Here is a 24360-nt window from a genome sequence, read left to right as displayed (position 1 = left end):
TCCACGGTAACGCCCTCGGGGGTCTTTCGGCCCGTTCCGGGCGGGGCCTCGGCCCCGCCCACCGGGTCCTGCACCGGCACCCCTAGCATGGGGCCACCGATCGCCGACGCCGACCAAGGAGCCTCCGTGGACGTTCCGTTCTACTGGGTGGACGTGTTCGCGGCCACGCCGCTGACCGGCAACCCGCTCGCCCTCGTGCCCGACGCCGACCCGCTGCCGGAGGCGACGATGCAGGCGGTCGCCCGGGAGTTCAACCAGTCCGAGACGACGTTCCTGGTCCGCCCCGACCGATCCGGGGCCGACCACAGGCTGCGGTCCTTCACGCCCGCCGGCGTGGAGGTCTTCGGCGCGGGCCACAACGCGATGGGCGCCTGGATCTGGCTGGCGCTGGCCGGGCGGCTGGACCCGGCCAGGGACCGGTTCGTCCAGCAGATCGGCGACGACCTGCTGGACGTGCGGGTGACGCGGCCCGGCTCCGGCGTCGAGGTCTCGATGGCGCAGTCCGCCCCGCGGTTCCTGGGCCGGGTCGAGGACCGCGCGGCGCTGGCCGCCGTGCTGGGCCTGCGCCCCGAGGACCTCAGCGCCGACCGCGTCGCGGAGGTCGCCTCCACCGGCGCGGAGCACCTGCTGGTGCCGGTGCGCGACATCGCGGCGGTGGACGCCGTGCTGCCCGACACGGCGGGACTGCGCGCCCTGCTGGCGGACGCCGGGGCCGAGGGCTGCTACGTCTACACGACCGGCCTGGACCCCGCCGCGGGCCTGAGCGCCTACGCCCGGTTCTTCAACCCGACCGTGGGCATCGCCGAGGACCCGGCCACGGGCACGGCGGCCGGCCCGCTCGCCGCCGTGCTGACCCGCGACGGGCTCGTGGCCGACCCGGCGCGCATCGTCGTCGAGCAGGGCCGCGCGCTGGGCCGGCCCAGCCGGATCGAGCTGCGCGTCGACGGGCCGCTGGTCACGATCACCGGCAGCGGCGTGGTGACCGCGGAGGGGGTGCTGCACCTCTGATCCGGGGCGCGCCTATCGCACCCCGCGCACCGCGAGCGCGTCGCCCAGCTCGTCGGCGTGCTTGAGCACCATGACGAGGAACGGCATCGCGAAGTGCCGCAGGCTCCGGCCACCGCCGCGGGCGAGCTGCGCCTCGCGCACGTCGCGGGCGAGGCGAGCGAGGACGGGCAGCGTGCTCAGCGTCACGGAGAGGGTCAAGGCCGCGCGCTGCGGGTCGAGGCCCAGGCGCGCGAGCGGCCGCATGGCCCGCTCGACCGTGTCCAGCAGCTCGGTCGCCGGGGTGGTCAGCGTGAGCAGCCCGGCGAGCGTGATCGCCGTGGTCACCCGCGCGGCGTTGGCGACGGCGTGCTCCGGGTCCAGGAAGATCAGCTGGCCCGCGAGCGTCACGGCGACGATCCAGCGGGCGGCCCAGGCCTGGCGGACGAGCTCCCGCAGCCCGATGCCCGGTACCGCGTAGCAGGCCACGCAGACGGCAGCCATCGCGCCGGCCGCCCACCAGGTGGGCGGCAGCAGGCAGACGGCGAGCACGACCACGAGGAGCAGCGCCGTCTTCCACCCGGTCGGCAGCCGGTACCAGGGCCCCTCCCCCGGCCGGTAGAGGGTCACCACCGGATGCTCGCCTCGTACGAGGCCAGCACGTCGTCGGGCGCTCCCACCTCGGTCACGGATCCGTCCTGGACGAGCACGGCGACGTCGCAGCGGCGCGCGAGCGCCAGGTCGTGCGTCACCAGGACCAGCCGGTGCGCGGCGTCCTCGAGCAGGTGGTCGGCGACCCGGCGGGCGTTGGGCGCGTCGAGGTAGGCGGTCGGCTCGTCCGCCACGACCAGCTCCGGGTCCCGCACGAAGGCGCCGCACAGGGCCAGCAGCTGCTTCTGCCCGCCGGACAGTTCGTGCGACGACCGGTCGGCGAGCTCCGCGAGCCCGAACCGGACGAGCGCGGCGGTCACCCGCTCGGACCGCTCCTGGCGGGACAGCTTCTCGGTACGCAGGGAGAACGCGACGTCCTCCGCCACGGTCGGCATGACGATCTGCGCGTCCGGGTTGCTGAAGACGACGGCGACGCGCCGGCGCAGCTCCGCGACCTGCCGGGCCGGGTCCAGGCCGAGCACCCGCACGGTGCCCTCGCGGGCGACGGCCAGGCCGCTGAGCAGGCGCGCGAGCGTCGACTTGCCCGAGCCGTTCTCGCCGATGACGGCGACGGTCCGCGCCCGCAGGGACAGCGTGACGTCGCGCAGCACGTCCGTGTCGCCGAGGCGCACGCTGACGCCCTCGAGCTCGACCCCGCTCATCGGACCACCTCGAAGGCCGCGGCGACGCCCAGGCCGCCGCCCACGGACGCCGCGGCGACGCCGAGCGACCCGGCGGGAGCTCCCCCGCGCACGAGCCGGCCGAACAGCCGCACCACGCTGATCGCGCCGCTCGCCCCCCAGGGGTGGCCCAGGGCCAGGGCCCCGCCGTCCGCGCACACCCGCGGGTCGTCGTCGGCGATGCCGAGCCGGCCGAGCACGGCGAGCGACTGGGCGGCGAACGCCTCGACGATCTCGAACGCCGCGACGTCGCCGACCCGCGCGCCCGCCAGGTCGAGGGCTGCCGCCACGGCCGGCGCGGCGCCGATCCCGGGGAGCGCCGGGTCGCAGCCGACCACGGCGTGGCCCCGGAGCACGAGGCCCGGCGCGTCGCCCCGGAGGGCGTCCGGGACGAGCGCGACGGCGGCCGCCCCGTCGCTGATCCGCGTGGCGGTGCCCGCGGTGAGGGTGCCGCCGTCGAACAGGACGGGCAGCCGGGGCAGGAGCCGTTCGGCCACGCCGATGCTGTCGTCCGCGGTCAGGCCTGCCAGCGGGACGAGCTCGGCCGTGAACCGCCCGGCATCCCGGGCGGCGCGCGCCCGGCGGTGGCTGCGCGCGGCGTGGGCGTCCTGCCGGTCGCGGCCGATGCCGTCGGCGGCGGCCAGGTGTTCCGCGGCCTCGACCATGTCGGGGTCGGGCCATCCGTGCGGCGCGAACGGCGCGCGCGAGTAGGGCGTGCCGTCGACGGAGCGGACGGGCGCCGTCGAGGCGCTCTCGACGCCACCCGCGATCCGGGCGCGGAGGTCGCCCGCGCGGATCGCCGTGGCGGCGTCGAGCACGGCGGCGAGCCCGCTGCCGCACTGCCGGTCCACGGTGCCGCCGGGCACCTCGACGCCGAGCCCGGCGGCGAGCGCCGCGACGCGGGCCGGGTTGCCGCCTGGGCCCATGCAGTTGCCGAGCACGACGTCGGCGACGACCAGCGGGTGGCCGGCCGCTGTCGCGGCGTCGGAGTGGGCGGCGCGGACGACGGGCGCGGCGAGCCGTTCCACGCCGAGGCCCGCCAGGGCCCGCCCGCGGGTGCCGACCGGCGTCCGGCGCGCGGCGACGACCACGGCGTCAGCCGACAACTCGGCGCACCTCCCCCGCGAGCGCACGGCGGACCACCTCGGCGCGGGCCGGTTTTCCGGCGGCGGTGCGTGGCAGGTCGCCGGTGAACCAGATGCGGGGCCGGTGCGACGGGCTCATCCCGGACGCCGCCGTCTCGCGCAGGAGGCCCGCGCTGACCGGCGCGCGGCCGGCGGCCGGTTCCACCACGGCGGCGACCAGCGCGCCGACGCCGCCGGCCGGGTAGCCGAAGACCACGGCGTCCCGGACGCCGGGCAGGCGCCGGAGGTGGGCCTCGACCTCCTCCGGGACCACGGTGGCGGAGGCGCTGAGGATGGCGCCGTCCGCGCGGCCGCGCAGCGTGAGCGTGCCGTCGCGCAGGTCGGCGAGATCGCCCACGGTGGCCCAGGGCCCGTCCGTGCGCAGGGGCCCGGCGTCGCCGAGGTAGCCGAGGGCCGCGTACGGGGAGCGCACCCAGACCTGGCCGTCGCGCACGTCGACCTCCACCCCGAGGAAGGGGCGCAGACCGGTGCCGTCGTCGGCGGCCACGAACGAGAGCTCGGCCGCGCCGTAGTAGGCGACGACGCGGACGCCCCGGGACTCGGCGAGCGCGCGGACCCGCTGGTCGAGGTGGGAGCCGCCGACCAGGGCGGTGCGCACGCGCGGTAGCGCCCCGCGTTCGAGCAGGGTGCGCAGGGCGTGCGGCGTGCCGTGGAACGCGGTGGCCGCCGCGAGGCCGGCGTCGTCCCCCGGGAGGGCCGGGTGCGGGCCGCCGGCCAGGGCGTGCGCCAGCGAGAACAGCGTGAGCGACGACGACGCCGGGGCGGGCAGGGCGACGACCGGCGCCGCGTCCGACGCCGACGGATCGTCCAGCAACGCGGACACCGCGGCGAACGACCGCGCCCAGGACTCCTCGGTCCGCACCACGACGCGGGAGGTGCCGCTGCTGCCGGAGGTGAGCGTCGCCCAGGCCGCGCCTGCCGGCGGTTCGGCCGCGCGGACGAGGTCGTCGACCGCCGTCCGCTGGGCGGCCGGCCAGCGGGAGTCCGCGACGAGGGGGACGTCGCCCGCCGCCCGCACGGCGCGGATCCGGTCGAGCAGGGAGTCAGCGGTGTCGTCGAGCGTGACGATGCGCCGTGTCACCGTCCGGCCTGCACCTGGTCGTCGGTGCCGCGCCGCTTCCTCGGCTGCCAGGTGCGCCGGAACGCGCGGGGGTAGGCGCGCACGAGCCCGAGGACGACGAGCGTCGCGAGCACCGCCTTGACCAGGTCTCCGGGGACGAAGACGAGGCTGGTCAGCGCGGTCTCCCCGAGCGGCAGGCGGGTCACGAGGCTCTGGACGGGGATGCCGAACGCGTAGTCCACGAGGATGCCCCCGACGACGACCCCCAGGGCCGTGCGCCAGACGGTGGGCTTGTACGGCGTGGCGTGCACGATCAGCCCGATCACGAACGCGGCGGCGATCCAGCCGATCGCGTACCCGGCGGACGGGCCCACGAACACGCCGAGCCCGCCGCGACCGCCGGCCAGCAGCGGGAGGCCGGTGGCGGTGAGCGCGAGCAGCACGACGACGGAGAGCGCCCCGAGCCGGGGCCCGAGGATCGCGCCGGCCAGCATGACGCCGAGCGACTGCGCCGTGATCGGCACCGCGCCGAGGACGCTGAAGCTGCCGGGCAGGCCGAGCACGGCGATGGTCGCGGCCATCACGGCCACCCGGGCCAGGTCGGTCGCGTCCAGCGCGCGCCGGCTCGATCGGTAGTCGTCTCGCATCGGTACCTCTCCCACTTGAACAGCGTTCACTTGAACGGCGTTCAGGAATATAGTGGCGCGATGAGCGCACCGGCAAGCGGCCGTCGGCACAGCCGCGACGACGTGTCCAGGACGGCGTTGCGGCTCCTGGACGAGTACGGCCTGCCCGACCTGACCATGCGGGCCATCGCCACCTCCCTCGACGTGCAGGTCAGTGCCCTGTACTGGCACTTCCCGAACAAGCAGTCGCTGCTCGCGGCGGTCAGCGCGCGGATCCTCGGGCCGATGGACCAGGTCGACGTCGAGGATCTGCCCACCTCGGACGTCGTCCGCCTGCTGGGCGGGCGGCTGCGCGAGTGCCTGCTCGCCTACCGCGACGGCGCCGAGCTGGTGTCGAGCTCGCTGGCGCTCGGGCTCGTCGACTCCCCGGTCCAGTCGCAGCTGATGCGGGCCACGCGCCGGGACGGGGTGCCGGACCCCCTGGCGCTGGTCGCCGCGGAGACCGTCATGCACTACGTCGTCGGGTTCACCTTCCACGAGCAGCAGCGCCTGAGCGCCGACGCCCTCGGGCTGCTGGACACGGAGACGTCGCTGAGCCCGGACGCCGTCAGCGCGCCCCCGGAGGCAGGTGCCGACTTCGCGGAGGCGCTGACCATGATCGCCGACGGCCTCGACGCGGCGGTGCGCCGCCACACGGCGCGGGCGGGTCGCTGACCGGCTTCCCGGGGCAGCGCATGCGGGTGCTGCCCCAGCCCCTGGTGGCCCGGGCACGCACCCGGCCGGTGACGTCCCAGCTGCTCGTGACCGACGTCGGGTTCTACCCGCGGGCGGCCCAGCACAGCAGGTCCCGCCCGCAGGGTGCGGCGCAGGACATCGTCATGGTCTGCGGCGCCGGTCAGGGCACGTGCGTGGTGGCGTCCGGCGTCCATCAGGTCGTCGCGGGCGGCGCCGTGATCATCCCGGCGGGAACCCCGCACAGCTACGAGGCCGACGCCGCCGACCCCTGGACGATCTGGTGGATGCACGTGACCGGCCCGGCCCTGGCCGCGCTGCTCGAGGGGACGGACGTGACCGTGCGGCGGCCGGTCGTGCAGCTCAGCGACCCGTCCCGGGTCATCGCGCTGACCGACACCGTGCTGCGCCGGATGGAACGTGACGAGACGGCCTCCAGCCTGGCGGCAGCCGCAGGCGCCGCGTGGCACGCCCTGGCCCTGATCGCGGCCGACCGGGGCACGACGGCCCCCGACCGGGCGGCGCCGATCGAGAACACGCTCGAGTTCCTGCGCGCCAACCTCGCGGACCGCGTCACCGTCCCCGAGCTGGCGAGGATGGCGGGCCTGAGCCAGTCCCACTACGCGGCGCTGTTCCGCAGGGCCACCGGGTTCGGCGTGCTCGAGTACCAGACCCGGCTGCGCATGGCGTCGGCGCGCGAGCTCCTCGACACCACGGACCGGACGGTCGCCTCGATCGCACGCCAGGTCGGCTACCCCGACCCGCTGTACTTCTCCCGTCGGTTCCGGCGGATCCACTCCATGAGCCCCAGCGAGTACCGCGCCCGCAAGGGCCGCTGAGGGAGCGCCGGGGCCGGCAGCCGGATCGTGGATCCGTCCATGGAAGTGCAGAGCATCGTCCCTTCAGCCGCCCCGGGCGCCGACCTAGGGTCGGACCAGGCTCGCCGTCGAGCCGGACGCCGCCCGAAGGGATCCCCCGCTCATGCTCCTCGACCCGCACGCACCCGAGACCGGGACCACGCCCGAGGCCGACTGGTCGCTCGACCTGTCGGGCGAGTGGCGGTGCGCCCTCGACCCGGAGGGCGTGGGCGAGCTCGACCAGTGGTTCCGGCGCGGCCTGCCCGGGGACGCGCCGACGGTCCGGCTTCCCGGATCCGTCCAGCACCAGGGGCTCGGCGACCCGGTCGGCCTCGACACGCCCTGGACCGGCAGCATCGTGGACCGGTCGTACTTCACCGACGACCGGTACGCGCCGTACCGCGAGCCGGGCGCCGTCGCGGTCCCGTTCTGGCTCCAGCCCCGCGTGTACTACCGCGGCGCGGCGTGGTTCCAGCGCGAGGTCGAGATCCCGGCGGGCTGGGCGGGGCGGGACGTCATCCTGTCCCTGGAGCGGGTGCACTGGGAGTCCACGGTGTGGGTGGGCGAGCGCCTCGTCGGGTCCGAGCGGAGCCTGACCACCGCGCACCGCCTCGACCTCGGCCGCCTGGCCCCCGGCAGGCACGTGCTCACGATCCGCGTGGACAACCGGGCCGTGGTCGACGTCGGACCGAACGCGCACAGCGTCTCGGACCATACCCAGGGCAACTGGAACGGCGTGGTCGGCGCGCTGTCCCTGACCGCGACACCGGCCGTGACCGTCAGCCGGGTGCGCGTCGTGCCCGACGTCGCCGCCCGCTCCGCCCTGGTCAAGGTGGACATCGCCGCCGGGAGCGACGGCGCGGGCGCCGGGACCGTCCGGGTCCGGGCCCGGCGGTTCAACGTGCCGGGCGAGCACGAGGCTGGGCCGGTGAGCGCCGCCTTCGCGGCCGAGTACAGCCGCGACCTGGGCGAACGCGGTCTGACGTCGAGCGGGGCGCACGTGGACGTCGAGCTCCCGCTGGGCGACGACGCGCTGACCTGGGACGAGTTCCGGCCGGCCCTGTACGAGCTCACGGTCGAGCTGGTCACCGACGTGGGCGGGCACGAGCACCGTGACGTCGCCCGCACCGTGTTCGGCCTGCGCGAGGTGGGGGTCGAGGGCACCCAGGTGACGATCAACGGACGCCGGACGTTCGTCCGCGGCACGCTCGAGTCGTGCGTCTTCCCGCTGACCGGCTACCCGCCGACCGACGTCGACGCCTGGCGTCACGTCATCGCCGTCTGCCAGGCGCACGGGCTGAACCTGCTGCGCTTCCACTCGTGGTGCCCGCCCGAGGCCGCCTTCGTCGCCGCCGACGAAGCCGGTTTCTACATCCAGGCCGAGGGCCCGGTCTGGGCCAACCAGGGGGCCGCGCTCGGCGAGTCGCGACCGGTGGACGCCTACCTGTACGAGGAGACCCGCCGGATCCTCGACGCCTACGGCAACCACCCGTCGTTCGTCATGATGGCGCACGGCAACGAGCCCGGCGGCAGGGACGCCGAGTTCCTCGCGTCGTGGGTCACGACCTGGCGGACCTACGACCCGCGGCGGCTGTACACCAGCGGAGCCGGCTGGCCCGCCCTCGTCGAGAACGACTTCGACAACATCCCGGACCCGCGGGCGCACCGCTGGGGCGAGGGGCTCGACTCCCGGCTGAACGGCCGCCCGCCGGAGACCCGGTCCGACTACCGCGAATGGGTCGGGTCCCGGCCGCGCCCGATCGTCAGCCACGAGATCGGGCAGTGGTGCGCCTACCCCGACCTCGGCGAGGTGTCGAGGTACACCGGGCTGCTGCAGCCCAAGAACTTCGGCATCTTCGCGGACTTCCTGGAGCAGGGCGGCATGTCCGACCAGGCCGCCGCGTTCCTGCACGCCTCCGGCCGGCTCCAGCTGCTCTGCTACAAGGAGGACATCGAGGCGGCACTACGTACGGAGGGCTTCGGCGGCTTCCACCTGCTCGGCCTGAGCGACTTCCCCGGCCAGGGCACGGCACTGGTCGGCGTGCTCAACCCCTTCTGGGAGTCCAAGGGGTACTCGACGGCGGACGAGTTCGCCCGGTTCTGCGGTCCCACCGTCCCGCTGGCCCGGCTGCCGCGGCGCGTCTGGACGGCGGACCAGGAGATCGACTTCGACGTGCAGGTGGCGCACTTCGGCGCGGGGCCGATCGATGCGGACGTGACCTGGAGCCTGCTCGACCAGGACGGCGCCGAGCTCGGGAGCGGCTCGGTCGCCCGGGGGGCGACCGTCCCCGTCGGCAACGGCACCCGGTTCGGTCCGGTGCGCGTTCCCGCGGGCCTCACCGCCGGGCCCGCACAGGTCACCCTGGTGGTCACCGTGGCCGACACCGCCGGCGCCCGGTACGAGAACGACTGGGACCTGTGGGTCTACCCGGCCGCGGCGGAGGTCACGACCCCGGCGTCCGTGCTGGTGACCAGCGACGTCGGCGAGGCCGTCGAGCGGGCCGGGGCGGGCGCGACCGTGCTGCTCGAGCTCGGCGCGGAGCAGATCGGGAACGACGTCGCGCTCGGGTTCACCCCGGCGTTCTGGAACACCGCCTGGACCAAGGGCCAGGCCCCGCACACCCTCGGGGTGCTGCACGACCCGCAGCACCCGGTGTTCCGCCACTTCCCCACCACGGGCACCACCGACTGGCAGTGGTGGGAGCTCCTGCACGGCGCCAAGGCGATGCTGCTCGACGGGCTCCCCACCGGGCTGCGCCCGGTCGCCCAGCCGATCGACACCTGGTTCGAGGCGCGCCGGCTCGGTGTCCTGGTCGAGGCCAGGGTCGGCGCCGGCCGGATCATGGTGAGCTCGCTCGACCTCGACCCGTCCGGCGACCGTAGGGCCGCGCGCCAGCTCCGGCGCAGCCTGCTGGACTACCTGGCCGGCGACGACTTCTCGCCCGCGGAGACGCTGACGCCGGAGGACCTGCTGAGCCTGCTGCGCTGAGCCCGGTCCAGGCGGTCCTGGGCGGCCAGCAGCACCGGGGTGTTGTCGCCCGCGTAGACGTCGTACCCGCCGACCCGCTGGACCACCTCGAAGCAGAGGTGGCCCACGCGGGGCGTGTAGAAGTGCCAGAACTCGCCGGCCTCGGAGCGGTCGTACATGAGCTGGTGGTCGCGCAGCAGGGCGAGCGTCGTGTCGTCGAGCCCGAACCGGGCCCGCAGGTCGTCGTAGTAGTTGGCGGGCACGGGCACGCGGGGCAGCCCGCGCTCGCCCGCCCTGCGCGCGACGGCGACGACGTCGGTGCAGGCCAGCGCTATGTGCTGGGGGTGGGAGACGCCCGCGGGCGCGACGTTCAGCGAGATCCGGACCGCGCCGTCGGCCGTGCGCATGACCTGGCTGCGGACCAGCCCCTGCGGGCCCGCGGCCTCGGTCGCCGTCGGGCTCTCGAGCCCCAGCACCGTCGTGTAGAAGAGCACCGCCTCGTCGTGCGTGTCCCAGCCGTGGGAGATGTTGACGTGGTCGACGCCGCTGATCTGCCCCGCGCCGGGGCCGGGACGGCCCCGGTCGAACTCGGCGGCCCAGGCCGGCTCGGTGCCCGCCGGCGTCCGCGTGCGCCGGTCGTTGAGGAACACCTCCAGGCCGCTGGGCGCCACGAACCCCGCGAGGTCGAGCTCCCCGGCCTGGGTGCGGCGCGGCACCGCGCGCACGGCCAGGGCGCGGGCCCGGTCGCTCGCCGCCGCCGCGTCGGCCACGCCGAGGCCGATTCCGGCCACGTGCGGCGCCAGGTCCCGGGCCCGCTGCTCGTTGAGCACCACGTTCGCGGCGCCGGACGACCACAGCCGCACCGGCTTGGTGCGGTGCTGCCCGCGAAAGGTCAGCCCGAGCTGGTCGAGCATCACCTCGACCTCGTGGGTGTCCTCGGCCTTGATCTCCACGTAGTCGTAGCCGGTCGGCACGTCGACGTCCGCGATCCGGTCGAGCACGACAGCCGGGCCCACGCCGTCGTCGGCCAGGAGCCTGGCCGCCCGGTCCTCGAGCCAGACGAGGGAGCGCAGGGCGTGCTCGGCGGTCCGGCCGGGATCGGTCTGCCGGAACACGTCGTTGAACACCTCCAGCGACAGCGGCCCCGTGTACCCCGCGCGCACGAGGTGGGTCACGAACCGGCCGAGGTCCCAGGCACCCTCGCCGGGGAACAGCCGGTGGTGCCGGCTCCAGGACAGCACGTCCATGGTCAGGTCGGGGGCGTCGGCGAGCTGGGCGAAGAAGATCTTCTCCCCCGGGATCTCCTCGATCGCTGCCGGGTCGTGCCCGCGGGAGAGGATGTGGAAGCTGTCCAGGCACACCCCGACCGCCTCGTGGTCGGCCAGCCGGGCGATCTCCCACGAGCGGCGGTAGTCGTCCACGTACTTGCCCCATGCGAGCGCCTCGTAGGCCACCCGGACCCCGTAGGACGCCGCGAGGTCACCCAGCCGGCGCAGCTGCTCGGCCGCCACCCGGTCGGAGCCGATCGTCGCGGTCGCGACGTTGCTGCAGACCAGCACGGTGCCGATGCCGAGCCGCCGCATGGTCTCGAAGCGCGCCCGGGCCCGGCGCAGGTTGTCCTCGAACAGGTCCGGCCCCACGCCCTCGAAGTCCCGGAACGGCTGGTACAGGTCCAGGCTCAGGCCCAGCCGGTCCACGAGCGCCCGGATCTCCTCGGGGCTGCGGTCGTTGACGACGAGGTCGGGCTCGAAGATCTCGATGCCGTCGAAGCCGGCGTCGGCGCAGGCGTAGAGCTTGTCCTCCAGGCTGCCGCTGAGGCAGACGGTCGCTATCGACTTGCGCATGTCGGTCCTCCGCCGGTGGTTCAGGTACCGGGCCGTCGGGTGACGAGCCGGTGGAAGTGGGCGTGCATCCGGATGGTGTCGGGGTCGAGGCCGGTGATCAGGCGCAGGCTCTCGGCGGCCTGCCCCACGGCCATCCCGCCGCCGTCGAGCGTGGCCAGGCCGCGGGCCCGGGCACGGCGCAGGAGCTCGGTCTCCAGGGGCCGGTAGACCACCTCGGCGACCCAGGCGGACGGCGCGAGCCGGTCGACGTCGAACGCGACCCCGGGATGCTCGGCCATGCCGACCGGGGTGGCGTGCACGACGCCGTCGACGCGGGGCAGCCAGCGGTCGAGCCCGCCGTCGCCGGGCAGCAGCCGGGGCCGGCCGGCGGAGAACCGGTCGAGCAGGGTCGCCTCCGCTGCCGGGTCGGCGTCGTGCACGACGACGGTGTCGAACCCGAGGTCGAGCAGGGCCGCGACCGTGGCGAGGCCTGCTCCCCCGGCCCCGACCTGGAGCACGGCGCCGGTGGCACCGTCGTCGCCGAGGAACCCGGCGAGCGCGGCGCGGAACCCGGGCCGGTCGGTGTTGTGCGCGGTGCGGCGGCCGTCGTCGAACAGCACGAGGTTGGCCGACCCGAGGTGGCGCACGGTCGGGCTGAGGTCGGTCACGTGGTCGAGGACGGCCTGCTTGTAGGGGTGGGTCACGTTGGTCGCGGCGTAGCCGGCATCCTCCAGCCGGCGGAGCTCGGCGCCGAGGTCGACGTGCGGGCGGTCGATCAGGTCGACCGTCCGGTACTCGTAGCCGAGGCCGAGGTGGCGCGCCTCCGTCATGTGCAGGGCGGGCGACAGCGAGGCCCGGATGCCGTTCCCCAGCAGGGCCACCCGGTACTCGCCGGTCACTGCGCGGAGCCCCGGATGGCCTCGTAGACCGCGAGCGAGTCGCCCTCGAGGTTGTCCCGGAACCAGGCGTCGGTCTGCTCGGCGAAGGCCTCCCGGTCGACGTCGTCGACGACCTCGATCGCACCGTCCTGCTCCCAGGCCTCGAGGATCTCCCGCTCGGCGTCCTCGACGCAGCCGGGCATCTGCTCGACGGCGGCCGCGACGGCCGCGTCCAGCGCGGCCCGCTGGTCGTCGTCGAGCTCGGCGTCGTAGGACGGCGCGGCGACGATGAGGTTGGAGTTCTGGCCGTGGTCGGACAGGCTCAGGTAGTCCTGCACCTCGACGAGGTTGCTGGCGTCGATGTTGGTCAGCGGGTTCTCCTGCCCGTCCACGACGCCCTGCTGGAGGGCGAGGTAGAGCTCCTCGTAGGCGACCTCGGTCGCCTGAGCGCCGAGGGCCTCGGCGTTGAGCAGGTGCTGCGCGGAGCCCGGGAACCGCATCCGCAGGCCGTCGAGGTCGGCGGGCTCGCGGATGGCCCGGTCGGCGGTGAACTGCCGGGCCCCGGCCGACCACGCGCCGAGGATCGACACGCCCCCGGAGGCGGCCTTGAAGTCCTGCTCGAGCTGGTCGGCCGAGGCGTCGGCGAAGAACCGGTCGAGGTGCGCCGCGTCGTCGAACACGTAGGCTGCGTCGACCACGCCGGCCGGCTCGTAGACGGCCGCGAGCGCCGAGGCGCCCTGGATGTCGATGTCGACGTCGCTGGCCTGCACGGACGCGATCCGGTCGGCGTCCCCGCCGAGCTGGCTGTTGGGGTAGACCTCGACGGTGATGCCGACGTCGGCGGCCTCGGCCTCCTCCTTGATGACCTGGGCGCCGCAGAGGTGCTGCGGCTGGTCCTCGGTGTAGCTGTGCGCGAGCGTCAGCTCGACCTGGCCGCCTCCGGCGGCGTCGTCGGTCCCGGTGCCGCCGCAGGCGGTCAGGAGGACGAGGGGCAGGACCGCGGCCGCGCCGGCCACGGTGGTACGACGAGCGAACATGAGGGTTCCCTTTCGGTTCGGACCGAGCAGCGGAGGTTCAGAGGCCGAGCAGGGCCGGCAGCCAGGTGGCGAGGCCGGGGAAGAAGATGATCAGGACGCAGACCAGCGTCAGCGGCACCATGAACGGGAGGGTGCCCCGGAAGACCTCGCCGACCGGCACCTTCTGGGTGGAGCCGAGGACGAAGAGCACGGTGCCGACCGGGGGCGTGATCAGCCCGATCATCAGCGAGATGATCATCACGACGCCGAGCACGAGCGGGTCCACCCCGAGGGTGGCCGCGATCGGCATCAGGATGGGTACGACGAGCACGAGGATGGGCGTCGCGTCGCCCACGGTGCCGAGCACCAGCATCAGGAGCAGCACGATCAGCAGGAAGACCGTGCCGTCGTCGGTGAACCCGAGCACGAGCCCGGACAGCGCCTGGGGCACCCGCTCCAGGGCGAGCACGTAGCCGAGCAGCACCGCGGACGAGACGATCAGCATGATCGCGGCAGTGGTCAGCACGGTCTCGACGAAGATCTTCGGCAGGTCGCTGATCTTCAGGCGGCGGTAGGCGAAGCCGAGGACCATCATGTACGCCGCGCCGACGGCGGCCGCCTCGGTGGGCGTGAAGAAGCCGCCCAGGATGCCCCCGAGGATGACCACGGGCGCCCCCAGGGGAAGCAGCACGCGCTTGCCGGTCTGCGCGACCCGCCGCCAGGAGAACCCGATGTGCCGGATGCCGGGCTGGCGGCGCACCAGCAGGAACACCACCAGGCACAGCCCGGCGACCATGAGCAGCGCCGGCACCACGGAGGCCGCGAACAGCGCGCCGGTCGAGACGGAGGCGAGGCCCGCGAAGATGACGGCGGGGATGCTCGGCGGCATGACGGGGGCGATCAGCGCGGACGCGCCGACCACGCCGAGGCCGAACCGCCGGGAGTACCCGGCACGCAGCATGGGCGGGATCTCCACCTTGCTCAGCGCCGCGGCGTCGGCCACCGCGGAGCCGCTCATCCAGGAGAAGCCGAGGCTGACGCCGACGCTCACGTAGCCGAGCCCGCCGCGCACCCGGCCGAACAGGGCGAGCGCGAAGTCGAAGAGCCGGTCCGCGATGCCCGCGTGGTTGGCGACCACACCGAGCAGGATGAACAGCGGGATGGCGAGCAGCACGAAGTTGCCGGTGGCGTCGGCGACCAGCCGCATCGGCAGGCCGAGCGACTGCCCCTCGATGAGCAGGTAGCCCAGGCCGGGGCCGAGGAACGCGAACGCGACCGGCACGCGGAGCGTCAGCAGCAGCATGATCGTGACCAGCAGCAGGAGCGACGTCATCGCGCGGCCTCGCCCTCGACGATCAGCCCGTCGTGGTCGGGCGGCGGCGGGCCGAACCGGGCGATCTGCACCGCGGCGACGACCGCGCGGACCGTCGCGCTCACCAGGCCGATCAGCGCGATCGCGTAGACCCACGACATCGGCAGCCTGAGGGCGGGCGAGGTGAGGAAGCCGGCGGAGTGCACGAGCTCCCAGCATGCCCAGGTGAAGGCCGCGGAGATGACCGCGACCAGGGCCATGGCGACGGTCTGCACCACGCGCGCGAAGAGTGCGCCGGGGACGTTGTCGATGAGCTGGATGGCGATGTGGCCGTTGCGGGTGACCAGCACGCCGGCCGCGACGAACGTGAGCCAGATCAGCCCGAACTGCGACATCTCGCCCGCCCAGACGATCTGCGGCACGGGCAGGTAGCGCTGCGCGGCCTGGAACAGGATGAGCACGAAGATCAGGGCCGTGGCCAGGCACGCGATGGCGAGCTCGATGCCGGTGAGCACCTGCACGACGCGCCGCAGGCCCTGCTTCATGGGTGCTTCACGTACATCGGGACGATCCCCTTCCGTCCGGCACCGCACGTCCGTGTGCGGTGCGGTCGCCGCCGCACGTCGGTGTGCGGCGTCGTAGTGCGGCGACAGTAGAAACCACCTGGCAAGTTGTGCAAGTAGTTGCCAAAATTGCAGGACATATGGCTAGATGCCCGGGTGCAGCCCACGATCTACGACGTCGCGAAGGCGGCCAGCGTGGCCGCCTCGACGGTCTCGCGCACCTTCAACAAGCCCGGCCGGGTCAACGAGGCCACGCGGCAGCGGGTGCTCGCCGCGGCAGCGGAGCTCGGCTACGAGCACGTCCCGCAGAACCGCGCGCTGCCCGGCGGGCGGCACCGCACCATCGCGATGGTGCTGTCCGACATCACCAACCCGCACTTCTTCGAGCTCATCCGCGGCGCGGAGCAGCGCGCCAAGGCGTCCGACGTCACGCTCGTCATCGTCAACGCCGAGGAGTCGCAGCGCATCGAGGAGAACCAGGTCCGCGACCTGTCCCCGAACGTCGACGGCTTCGTCCTGGCGGCCAGCCGCCTGTCCGACGACGCCCTGGTCGCCCTGGCGGAGAAGCACCGCGTGGTGCTGCTCAACCGCGAGCTGGCCGGGCTGACCAGCGTCACGCTCGCCGTCGGCGCGGGCTGCCAGCAGATCCTGGCGCACCTCGCCTCGCTCGGGCACCGCAGCTTCGCCTACTGCGCGGGCCCACCGGGGTCCTGGATGGGCGCGGTGCGCTGGGCGGCACTGAGCGCCGGGGCGGAGGAGCACGGCCTGACGGCGCACCGCGTCGGCCCCTACACCCCCAACGTCGCCAACGGCGGCGCCGCGGCCGACGGCGCCCTGCGCACCGGGGCGACGGCGGTCGTCGCGCACAACGACCTGTTGGCCTTCGGTGTCATCCGCCGCCTCACCCAGCGCGGCATCAGGGTGCCCGACGACGTCAGCGTGGTCGGCTTCGACGACATCTTCGCCTCCGAGTTCGTCCACCCGTCGCTGACGACGCTCGGCGGCCCCGGCGCGCACGCGGGCCGGCTGGCCGTCGAGCTGCTGATCGACCAGTTCGCCGGGCGCACCACCCAGGACGCCGAGCAGATCAGGCTGCCGACCGAGCTGGTGCTGCGGGAGTCGTCGGGGCCGGCGCGGGAGCCCGTCAGCCCAGGCGCTCCAGCAGGCGCACGCTGACCGTGTCGCCGGCCTCCTTGCCGATCTCGCGGCGGAGGCCGGCGGCCACGGGCAGCTTGTGGGTGCCGTCGCCGAGCGCCATGAAGGAGCTGGTGAACTCGACACCGTCGATGGTTCCCCGGACCTTGACCAGACCCCGGGTGCCGAAGTACTCGGCGGAGCCGTCCAGCTTCAGGTAGGTCCAGCCACCCTTCGCCTCGCTCCGGAGCAGTACTGCGGTGAAGCTTCGGTCCAGCGGACCGGTGCCGACTGCGGACATGATCGGATTCCCTTCGGATCAGTGGACGAGCCCGAGGACGAACGCCACGAGCAGGAGCTTGAGGAGCCAGTCCCCCGCGTGGATGGCCGCCGTCTGCCACGGCACCCGCTCCCAGATGATCGACCCGGTGAGCAGCACCACGGGGAACGCCACCCACAGCACGAGCGCCAGCAGGAGCGAGGACGGCAGCGCCAGCAGGCCGGCCTGCGCGGCGACCCACGCGAACCCGGCCGCGACCACCGCCGTCCGCACGAGCTCGGTGACCACCCGCAACGGGCCGGGGCGGCCGCGGTCGAGCACCCGGTCGCCGAGCGCTCGCCGCTCGAGCGGCGAGACGACGACGTAGTAGACGGAACTGAGCACGAACGCCGCCACGGCGGCGACTGCGACACCCCACGCGATCATGACGATCCTCCTTTTAGTACTACACAGTACTGTAAGCGGATGCCCGGAGTACTGTCCAGTACTATTTTCTCGTGACCAGCCCATCCCAGCGCCGCGGCCGGCCCGGTGGCAGCCGCGGCACCGACCTCCTCGACGTCGCGCGCGAGGTGCTGCTCGCGCGCCGGTACGCCGGCGCGACGATGGACGCCGTCGCCGCGCAGGCGCGGATCTCGAAGCAGACCCTTTACAGGCAGTACGCGTCCAAGGAGATCCTGTACGCGGCCGTCGTGCGCGACTGGGTCGACCGCGGCCGCGACGCGATGGCCCCGCACCTGGCGGAGCTGATGGCGACCGACGACGTCCGCCAGGGGCTGCTGCGGCTCTGCCGCACCCTGCACCACGGCGTGCTGAGCGCCCCGGTGCTCCAGATGCGGACCCTGATCACCGCCGAGGCCGAACGGTTCCCCGACGTGGCCGCCGACTACGTCAGCCGGAGCTGGGACCACAACCAGGCGCTCCTGGCCGACGCCCTGCGGCACCTGGCCGCCCGCGGCCTGCTGCGGGTCGACGAGCCCGAGGTAGCCGCCGAGCAGCTCACCTGGCTCACCCTGGCGGCGCCCCTGAACCGCCTCACCCTGACCGGCGGCGCGGCGCGCTATCCGGCCGAGGAGCTGGAGGCCGTCGCCCACGAGGCGGTCGCCACGTTCCTGGCCCGCTACGGCGCCCGGCCCGACCGCTGACGCCGGACGAGGCGCCACAGCTCGTCGGCTCCCCAGACGACCACCGGGAACAACACCAGGAGCGCGAGAAGCTCGGCGGGCGGCGCCGCCGTCCCGAACACGCGCTGCAGGAACGGGACGGTCACGAGCGCCGCGGCGAACACAAGCTCGGCCGCGATGCCCCACAGCAGCAGGCGGTTGCTGAACAGGCCGATCGAGCGCAAGGAGGCGTACTGGGTGCGGGACGCCAGGCCGGTGCCGATCTGACAAGCGACGATCCCGAGGAACGTCATGGTCGTCGCCTCCTGCCACACGTGGTGCAGCGGCGTACCCGGGCCGACCGGCGCGCCGAGGCTCCACCCGCCGTGGACGAGCGCCAGGAAGAAGCCCGCGAGGACCAGCACCGTCGAGACGCCACCCAGCAGCCCCCAGGCCCGGCCGAGCATCGAGCCGCTGATGATGTTCTCCCCGCGGGAGCGTGGCGGCCGGCCCATCAGCCCGGGCTCGGCCGGCTCGCGACCCAGGGCGAGCGCCGGCACCGTCTCGGTGCCGAGGTCGATGGCGAGGATCTGCAGCACGGTCAGCGGCAGCGGGATCGCACCCCCGGACAGCGCGAACAGCAGGAACGGGACGACCTCGGGCGTGGCGTGGGCGAAGATGTAGACGATGAACTTGCGGACGTTGTCGTAGACCCTGCGGCCCGCCTCGACAGCGGTCACGATCGTCGCGAAGTTGTCGTCGGTCAGGACCATGGTCGAGGCCTCGCGGGCCACGTCCGTCCCCGTCACCCCCATGGCGATCCCGATGTCGGCGCGCCGCAGCGCGGGCGCGTCGTTGACCCCGTCCCCGGTCATGGCCACCACGTTGCCCTGCGCGCGCAGCGCGTCGGCGATGCGCAACTTCACCTCGGGCGAGCTGCGCGCGAAGATCAGCTCGCGGCCTGCGGCCAGGACGCCGTCGAGCTCGTCCTCGTTCATCGCCTCCAGGTCGGCCCCGGTGAGCACGACGGTGTCGTGGCGGGCGATGCCGACCTGGCGGGCGATCGCCGCGGCGGTCAGGGCATGGTCGCCGGTGACCACGATGAGCCGGATGCCCGCGGTGTGGCACCGGGCGACGGACTCGGCCACCTCGGGGCGTGGCGGGTCCACCATGGCCACCACGCCGAGCAGGACGAGGTCCCGCTCGGCGTCCTCCCGCCGGGTGGGCAACGAGGCGCCGTCCGGCAGCACCCGGTGGGCGACGGCGAGCAGACGCAGCCCGTCGCGGGCGTAGCCGGCCACGACGTCCGCCAGCATCCGGCGGTCCTGCGCGGTCATGGCGCGCGTCTCGCCGTCGGGCGCGAGCATGCCGGCGGCCCGGTCCAGCACCGCTTCGGGCGCGCCCTTGGTGTGGACGACGGCGCGGCCGGCGACCCGGTCCACCGTGGACATCAGCCGGAGCCCGGGGTCGAAGTGGAACTGCCGCAGCCGCCTGCCGGTCCGCACGTCGACGGCCACGTCGGCCCCGAGCGCGGACGCAGCGCGCAGCAGCGCCACCTCCGTGGGATCGCCCGCACCCTCGTCCGGGCGGTCGGGGTCGAGCTCGGCGTTGGAGCAGGCCGCCAGGGCCTGGGCCAGCGCGGTCGGGACCGGCGCGCTCCCGGGAACGCCGGGGACGCCGTCCAGCGCGAGCAGGCCGGCGGGCGTCCAGATGCTGGTGACGGTCATCCGGTTGCGGGTCAGGGTTCCGGTCTTGTCGGTGCAGATCACCGTCGTCGAGCCGAGCGTCTCGACCGCCGACAGGCGTTTGACCACCGCGCCGCCCCGGGCGAGAACCCGCACGCCGACAGCGAGGGCCAGCGTGATCGTGGGGAGCAGCCCCTCGGGCACGTTGGCGACCAGCAGCCCGATGGCGAAGTTGACGGCCTCGGGCAGCGGCAGCCCGGCCACGAGCGCGCCCAGGGGCAGGAAGACCGCACCCGCGCCCACTGCGACCGCCGCGATCAGCCAGGCAACCCGCTTCACCTGTCGTTCCAGCGGGCTCTCCTCGCGTTCGACCCGCTGGGACAGGGCGGCGATGCGCCCGAGCTCGGTGTGCATGCCGGTCGCGAAGACCACCGCCCGCGCCTCGCCCTCGGTGCAGCTCGTGCCGCTGAACACCAGGTCGCGCGCCTCCAGCAGCGGGCCGCTCAGGTCGAGCAGCTCGGCCGACCGGTAGGCGGGCATCGACTCACCGGTGAGTGTGGACAGGTCCACCTCGACGCCGCCGTCGATCAGCCGGGCGTCGGCCGAGACCCGGTCGCCCTCCTCAATCAGGAGCACGTCCCCGGGGACCAGGTCGCGCGCCTCCACCACGGCGCGCGAGCCGTCGCGCAGCACGGTCGCGGTGGCCGGGAGGTAGGCCGCGAGCGCCTCGACCGCGCGCTCGGCCTGTTGTTCCTGCGCGAAGGCGAGCGCGGCGTTCAGCACGATCACGGCGACGATCGCGTACCCGAGCGGGGCCGTCCCGGAGACGAAGGCGAGCGCTGCGGCGAGCCACAGCAGCAGGGCGAGCGGGTGGGTGAGCTGGCGCAGGAGCTGCCCGGGCCACGCGGTGCGCCGGCGTCGCTCGAGCTCGTTCGGCCCGTACACCAGCCGCCGCCGGTCGGCTTCTCGTCCCGACAGACCCTCCGGCTTCGTGCGTAGCTCGCGCATCAGCGGCACGAGCGGCTCGCGCGGATCGCTCAGCGTGACCTCGTCGGTCCCTGCCATGCTTCCGACGGTAGGCAGCGGCGCCGGGACGATACAGGGCCGAAAGGCCCTGTCCCGCCGGCCGTGCGGATGGTGTGCTGACAGAAAGGGTGGCGGCAGCCCGGTCCCACCGACCGGCCAGGACACCAGGAGGCCGACGATGGAGGTCACCGACGCACGGGTGGAGAGGGTGCTGCGCGCGGGTGCGAGCGCGCCGAGCGTGTTCAACACGCAGCCGTGGCGGGTGACGCTCGCGGGCGACGTGGTGATTCTGCGTGCCGACACCTCGCGGCAGCTCCGCCACGCCGACCCGCACGGGCGCGAGATGCTGATCAGCTGCGGCGCGTTCCTGTTCAACGTCCGGGCCGCCGCTCGGCGCGAGTCGCTGACCGTGGCGGCCGCGGTGCTGCCCGACCCGGACGACCCGCTGCTGGTCGCTCGCCTCGAGCTCCGCCCCGGCAGGGACCCGGACCCGGAGGAGCGGGAGCTCGCGGCCGCGATCACGCGTCGCACGACGACGCGGCTGCCGCTCGAGGACCGGCCGCTGTTCCGGGACGCTCTGCACGCCGTGCAGGGCGCCGCCCACGACGAGGGTGCCGAGCTGCGTGTCATCGAGGCGTCCGACCCTCTGCGCGACCGGGTGCTCGCGCTCGTACGCCGGGCGGAGGCCCTGGCGGCCGCGGACCCGGCCGCACGCGACGAGGAAGCGGCCTGGACCGGTGTCGGCGGCGAGCGTCTCGACGGCGTGCCCGCCGATGCCCTCGGGCCCCGCAGCATCGACGACGAAGCGCCGGTCCGCCGGTTCCTGGCCAGCGCGGACAGCGCGCAGTTCGAGACGCGGTCCACGATGGCCGTCCTCCTGACGGCCGGCGACGCCGCGCCCGACTGGGTCGTCGCGGGCGAGGCGCTCGAGCACCTGCTGCTGACCGCGACGTCCTTCTTCGTGCGTGCCTCGTTCGCGACCACCGTCCTGGAGAACCGGTCGACCCGTCGCGACCTGCGGCAGGTCCTGGGCGTCGAGGGCCACCCGCAGATGCTGATGCGGCTCGGGTACGGCGGGGCGACCGCCCGCACGCCCCGCCGCGCCGTGCCGTGAGCACCGGGGCGTCGGCGGCGCGGCCGGGCGCGAGGCTTCCGGCGCGTGTTCGTGGGAGCCTGAACCCGTCGCGCGTACCGTTCACCCTCGCGCGTGCGAGAGAGAGGTGTTCCGATGCCGCAGTCCCGGATCCTGCTGGTCGAGGACGACCGGCAGCTCTCGGACATGCTCACCGAGATCCTCGCCTCCGAGGGGTACGCCGTCGACGTCGCGGGTGACGGCCAGCGGGGCCTGCACCTGGGCCTGACCAGGGAGTACGACGTCCTGGTCCTCGATCGCGGGCTACCCGCCGTGGAAGGGCTCGACCTGCTCGGCCGCCTCCGGTCCAAGGGGGTCCCGACGCCCGCGCTCATGCTGTCGGCCCTGAGCAACCCGGCCGACCGGGTGGAGGGGCTCGACGCGGGCGCGGAGGACTACCTGGGCAAGCCGTTCGACGTCGACGAGCTCCTGGCCCGGTTGCGCGCGTTGCGCCGGCGCGCGGCCGTGACACCCGCGAGCGCGCAGGAGATCAGGGTGCCGGGCGGACGCCTCGACGTGCCGGGCCGGCGCGTCGACCTGGCCGAGGGCGGGACCGTGGACCTGTCCGAGCGCGAGGCCTCGTTCCTGGAGCTGCTCGCACGGCGGCGGAACCAGGTCTTCAGCCGCCGGGAGGTGCTCGAGGAGGTCTTCCCCGACGTCACGGACGAGGGCGTCGTCGACACCTACGTCTACTACCTGCGGCGCAAGCTCGGCCGCGGTGCCGTGGTGACCGTACGTGGTCTCGGCTACCGGTGCGGTGCGCTGTGAGCCGGGCGCGGGCCACCGCCGCCGAACGTGCCCTCCTGCGGCGCACGAGCCGCAGGCTCGGCCTGCAGACGGGCGCGCTGGTGCTGGTGTGTCTCCTGGTCGTCGCCGTGACCGCGGTGCTCGTGGTGGCGCGCGGGTATGCCGAGGAGGACGAACGCCGGCTCGAGTCCGCGGTGGCGACCGCCGAGCACGCCGAGAACGTCGATCCCGGCGTATGGGTGGCGATCGAGTCGGCCCGCGGGCTGGAGACCACGCCGGGACTGCCGGACGGCCTGCCCAACCTGGACCTGATGGCGGAGGCGGCCCGGACGGGCCAGGAGCTGCGCCGGCAGGTGAGCGTCCCCGCCGGCACCTACGAGACGCTGACGGGAGTGCGGCCCGGCCGGGTCGTGCAGGCCGTTCTTGACCCGTCGGAACGGCGCGAGGGGCTGGCCCTGCTGGTCGTGGCGCTGACGGTCGCCGGAGCCATGGGAGTGCTCCTGGCCACCGTGGGCGGCTGGTGGTTCGCCCGACGGGCCGTCCGGCCCACGGCCGAGGCTCTCGCCATGCAGCGCCGCTTCGTCGCCGACGCCGGCCACGAGCTGCGCACTCCCCTGACACTCCTGTCCACGCGGGCCCAGCTGCTGCGCCGGCGGGTCACGCAGGCGCCCGGCGACCAGGCCGGTGCCATCGGCCGCGACGTCGACGGTCTGCTGGCCGACACCGCCGCGCTCACCGAGATCCTGGACGACCTGCTCGTCGCCGCGGACCCCCGCTCGGTGGACCCGGTCGCGATGGACCTCGCCGCCGTCGTCCGGGAGGTGGTCGAGTCGGCACGGCCGGCGGCCGAGGAACGGGGCGTGCGGCTCCGGTCGGAGGGCGAGACCACGGTGTCGGCCATGGCGACCCCCGCCGCGGTCCGACGTGCGGTGACGGCCCTGGTGGACAACGCGGTGGACCATGCCGACGGCGAGGTGCGGGTCACGGTCCACCCGGGCCGGGTCGACGCGCGGGTCGTGGTGGAGGACGACGGTCCGGGCTTCGCCGGGGACGGCGCCGACCTCTTCGAACGCTTCGCCTCACGCCGCGGGCCGGAAGAGGCCCCAGCGGGTCGCAGGCACTACGGCCTCGGGCTGGCGCTCGTCGCCGAGATCGCCGCCCAGCACGGCGGTGACGTGACGGCGGCGGGGCGCGAGGACGGCGGGCACGGCGCCCGGCTCACGCTCACGCTGCCCGGCGCGGCGCCGCGCCGCCGCTGACCAGGGACCCGTCCGGGCGCACACCGAGCGCCCACGCGGCCCCCTGCCCGAGCGCCCACCCGACGCCGTCGGGACCGAGGGCCAGGACACTGGTGGCGAGGATGTCGGCCGTCGTCAGGTCGCCGGCCACGACCGTGGCCGCGAGGAGCTGGTCCGCGCGGCGGCCGGTGCGCCCGTCCCAGACGTGCTGCCCGCGCTCATAGGTGCCGGACGTCGCCACCGCACCGTCGCGGACCTCGATCCGGGCGATCAGCTCGTGCCGGGCGAGCGGCGAACGCACGGCCACGACCCAGTCGCGCCCCGGTTCCGGGGCGCCCCGGACCGCGACGTCGCCCCCGGCGTTGAAGCACAGGTCACCGAAGCCCTCGGCGAGCAGCAGCCCGACCGCCCGCTGCACGGCCCAGCCCTTGACGACGCCGTTGGCGTCGAGGCCGCCGTCCGGCCGACGCACGTCGAAAGCCCCGCCGCTGGCGGCCCTGGCGTCCTCGGCGAGCCGCAGCACCTCGGCCAGCTGGGGCGAGGGCGGTCCCACGAGCCCTCGCTCGTACCGGCGCAGCTCGCTGCTCTCCCGGAACGGGCTGAACCGCGCGTCCTCCGCCCGGAGCAGGTCGAACGTCGCGCGCGCCGCCGCGCGGGAGCGTTCGTCGTCCGGGGCCCGCAGGTCGAGCGACATCGGGACTCCCATGACCGTCTCCAGGT

The 24360-nt window shown here is 74.5% G+C and carries 23 protein-coding genes; 9 read left to right on the top strand and 14 right to left on the bottom strand.

Annotation, left to right across the window (positions count from 1 at the left end; translation table 11 throughout):
- Nucleotides 1-126 precede the first annotated feature (126 nt).
- The gene (locus tag ACH47X_RS20300) at nucleotides 127-1008 is read left to right on the top strand and encodes a PhzF family phenazine biosynthesis protein (protein ID WP_397406361.1); all 882 of its coding nucleotides are present in this window, start codon (nucleotides 127-129) and stop codon (nucleotides 1006-1008) included.
- 12 nt (nucleotides 1009-1020) lie between these two features.
- Here the strand turns inward: ACH47X_RS20300 and ACH47X_RS20295 are convergent, their stop codons facing one another.
- Genes ACH47X_RS20295 through ACH47X_RS20275 form a run of 5 tightly spaced genes read right to left on the bottom strand, consistent with a single transcriptional unit; the run spans nucleotide 1021 to nucleotide 5167 of the window.
- Nucleotides 1021-1617 (bottom strand): CbiQ family ECF transporter T component, encoded by a 597-nt coding sequence (locus tag ACH47X_RS20295; protein ID WP_397406359.1) that lies wholly within the window; start codon nucleotides 1615-1617, stop codon nucleotides 1021-1023.
- Complete coding sequence (locus ACH47X_RS20290) at nucleotides 1611-2297, bottom strand: energy-coupling factor ABC transporter ATP-binding protein (protein WP_397406357.1); 687 nt, start codon at nucleotides 2295-2297, stop codon at nucleotides 1611-1613. Before ACH47X_RS20290 ends, ACH47X_RS20295 begins: the two co-directional genes overlap by 7 nt.
- Nucleotides 2294-3421 carry a thiolase family protein gene (locus tag ACH47X_RS20285; RefSeq protein ID WP_397406355.1) on the bottom strand — a complete coding sequence of 376 codons (1128 nt, stop codon included), beginning with the start codon at nucleotides 3419-3421 and terminating at the stop codon, nucleotides 2294-2296. Before ACH47X_RS20285 ends, ACH47X_RS20290 begins: the two co-directional genes overlap by 4 nt.
- Nucleotides 3411-4541: an AMP-binding protein gene (locus tag ACH47X_RS20280; RefSeq protein ID WP_397406353.1), complete on the bottom strand. Its 1131-nt coding sequence runs from the start codon at nucleotides 4539-4541 to the stop codon at nucleotides 3411-3413. Before ACH47X_RS20280 ends, ACH47X_RS20285 begins: the two co-directional genes overlap by 11 nt.
- Nucleotides 4538-5167 carry a biotin transporter BioY gene (locus ACH47X_RS20275; RefSeq protein WP_036960107.1) on the bottom strand — a complete coding sequence of 210 codons (630 nt, stop codon included), beginning with the start codon at nucleotides 5165-5167 and terminating at the stop codon, nucleotides 4538-4540. Before ACH47X_RS20275 ends, ACH47X_RS20280 begins: the two co-directional genes overlap by 4 nt.
- Nucleotides 5168-5227: 60 nt before the next feature.
- Here ACH47X_RS20275 and ACH47X_RS20270 point away from each other — a divergent pair, with 60 nt between their 5' ends.
- The 3 genes from ACH47X_RS20270 (at nucleotide 5228) to ACH47X_RS20260 (ending at nucleotide 9724) form a co-directional block, all read left to right on the top strand.
- On the top strand, nucleotides 5228-5860 hold the full coding sequence (locus ACH47X_RS20270) for a TetR family transcriptional regulator (RefSeq protein WP_397406351.1): 633 nt from the start codon (nucleotides 5228-5230) through the stop codon (nucleotides 5858-5860).
- A 20-nt stretch (nucleotides 5861-5880) separates the two neighbouring features.
- Nucleotides 5881-6717 carry an AraC family transcriptional regulator gene (locus ACH47X_RS20265; RefSeq protein ID WP_397406349.1) on the top strand — a complete coding sequence of 279 codons (837 nt, stop codon included), beginning with the start codon at nucleotides 5881-5883 and terminating at the stop codon, nucleotides 6715-6717.
- Nucleotides 6718-6859: 142 nt separating this feature from the next.
- Entirely contained in the window at nucleotides 6860-9724 is a 2865-nt protein-coding gene (locus ACH47X_RS20260) for a sugar-binding domain-containing protein (RefSeq protein ID WP_397406347.1), read from the top strand.
- Here ACH47X_RS20260 and ACH47X_RS20255 read toward each other — a convergent pair.
- Genes ACH47X_RS20255 through ACH47X_RS20235 form a run of 5 tightly spaced genes read right to left on the bottom strand, consistent with a single transcriptional unit; the run spans nucleotide 9652 to nucleotide 15277 of the window.
- A complete protein-coding gene (locus ACH47X_RS20255; RefSeq protein ID WP_397406345.1) occupies nucleotides 9652-11547 on the bottom strand; it encodes a sugar phosphate isomerase/epimerase and 4-hydroxyphenylpyruvate domain-containing protein in 1896 nt (631 codons plus the stop codon). The genes ACH47X_RS20260 and ACH47X_RS20255 overlap by 73 nt on opposite strands.
- 20 nt (nucleotides 11548-11567) lie before the next feature.
- The gene (locus ACH47X_RS20250; protein ID WP_397406343.1) at nucleotides 11568-12425 is read right to left on the bottom strand and encodes a shikimate dehydrogenase; all 858 of its coding nucleotides are present in this window, start codon (nucleotides 12423-12425) and stop codon (nucleotides 11568-11570) included.
- Entirely contained in the window at nucleotides 12422-13441 is a 1020-nt protein-coding gene (locus ACH47X_RS20245) for a DctP family TRAP transporter solute-binding subunit (protein ID WP_397406341.1), read from the bottom strand. The genes ACH47X_RS20250 and ACH47X_RS20245 overlap by 4 nt, the downstream gene beginning before the upstream one ends.
- A gap of 37 nt (nucleotides 13442-13478) precedes the next feature.
- A complete protein-coding gene (locus ACH47X_RS20240) occupies nucleotides 13479-14753 on the bottom strand; it encodes a TRAP transporter large permease (RefSeq protein WP_397406339.1) in 1275 nt (424 codons plus the stop codon).
- Nucleotides 14750-15277, bottom strand: coding sequence for a TRAP transporter small permease (locus ACH47X_RS20235; protein ID WP_397406337.1), 528 nt, complete (start codon nucleotides 15275-15277; stop codon nucleotides 14750-14752). Before ACH47X_RS20235 ends, ACH47X_RS20240 begins: the two co-directional genes overlap by 4 nt.
- A gap of 174 nt (nucleotides 15278-15451) precedes the next feature.
- Between ACH47X_RS20235 and ACH47X_RS20230 the strand changes: the two genes are divergently transcribed.
- Nucleotides 15452-16471, top strand: coding sequence for a LacI family DNA-binding transcriptional regulator (locus ACH47X_RS20230; protein ID WP_397406335.1), 1020 nt, complete (start codon nucleotides 15452-15454; stop codon nucleotides 16469-16471).
- On the opposite strand, the gene ACH47X_RS20225 is transcribed toward ACH47X_RS20230, so the two are convergent.
- Together ACH47X_RS20225 and ACH47X_RS20220 are read right to left on the bottom strand one after the other, a co-directional pair.
- Complete coding sequence (locus ACH47X_RS20225; protein WP_142034106.1) at nucleotides 16440-16730, bottom strand: DUF1905 domain-containing protein; 291 nt, start codon at nucleotides 16728-16730, stop codon at nucleotides 16440-16442. The two genes, ACH47X_RS20230 and ACH47X_RS20225, sit on opposite strands and share 32 nt — an antisense overlap.
- A gap of 18 nt (nucleotides 16731-16748) precedes the next feature.
- Nucleotides 16749-17135 carry a DUF1761 domain-containing protein gene (locus ACH47X_RS20220; protein WP_397406332.1) on the bottom strand — a complete coding sequence of 129 codons (387 nt, stop codon included), beginning with the start codon at nucleotides 17133-17135 and terminating at the stop codon, nucleotides 16749-16751.
- Between the two features lie 71 nt (nucleotides 17136-17206).
- Here ACH47X_RS20220 and ACH47X_RS20215 point away from each other — a divergent pair, with 71 nt between their 5' ends.
- Entirely contained in the window at nucleotides 17207-17854 is a 648-nt protein-coding gene (locus ACH47X_RS20215; RefSeq protein ID WP_397406330.1) for a TetR/AcrR family transcriptional regulator, read from the top strand.
- Here ACH47X_RS20215 and ACH47X_RS20210 read toward each other — a convergent pair.
- Nucleotides 17830-20562 carry a cation-translocating P-type ATPase gene (locus tag ACH47X_RS20210; protein WP_397406328.1) on the bottom strand — a complete coding sequence of 911 codons (2733 nt, stop codon included), beginning with the start codon at nucleotides 20560-20562 and terminating at the stop codon, nucleotides 17830-17832. The genes ACH47X_RS20215 and ACH47X_RS20210 overlap by 25 nt on opposite strands.
- Before the next feature lie 139 nt (nucleotides 20563-20701).
- Between ACH47X_RS20210 and ACH47X_RS20205 the strand changes: the two genes are divergently transcribed.
- From ACH47X_RS20205 to ACH47X_RS20195, 3 genes are all read left to right on the top strand, one after another.
- On the top strand, nucleotides 20702-21637 hold the full coding sequence (locus ACH47X_RS20205; protein WP_397406326.1) for an Acg family FMN-binding oxidoreductase: 936 nt from the start codon (nucleotides 20702-20704) through the stop codon (nucleotides 21635-21637).
- A 114-nt stretch (nucleotides 21638-21751) separates the two neighbouring features.
- The gene (locus tag ACH47X_RS20200; protein WP_397406323.1) at nucleotides 21752-22423 is read left to right on the top strand and encodes a response regulator transcription factor; all 672 of its coding nucleotides are present in this window, start codon (nucleotides 21752-21754) and stop codon (nucleotides 22421-22423) included.
- Entirely contained in the window at nucleotides 22420-23661 is a 1242-nt protein-coding gene (locus ACH47X_RS20195; RefSeq protein ID WP_397406321.1) for a sensor histidine kinase, read from the top strand. The genes ACH47X_RS20200 and ACH47X_RS20195 overlap by 4 nt, the downstream gene beginning before the upstream one ends.
- Here ACH47X_RS20195 and ACH47X_RS20190 read toward each other — a convergent pair.
- Nucleotides 23627-24346, bottom strand: a complete 720-nt coding sequence (locus ACH47X_RS20190) for an FAD:protein FMN transferase (RefSeq protein WP_397406319.1) — start codon at nucleotides 24344-24346, stop codon at nucleotides 23627-23629. The genes ACH47X_RS20195 and ACH47X_RS20190 overlap by 35 nt on opposite strands.
- Nucleotides 24347-24360: the final 14 nt, after the last annotated feature.

The organism is Promicromonospora kroppenstedtii (assembly GCF_044389675.1).
Taxonomy (GTDB): domain Bacteria; phylum Actinomycetota; class Actinomycetes; order Actinomycetales; family Cellulomonadaceae; genus Promicromonospora; species Promicromonospora kroppenstedtii.
Note: the sequence above shows the minus strand (reverse complement) of the source record. Positions and strands in the feature narration are given on the sequence as shown.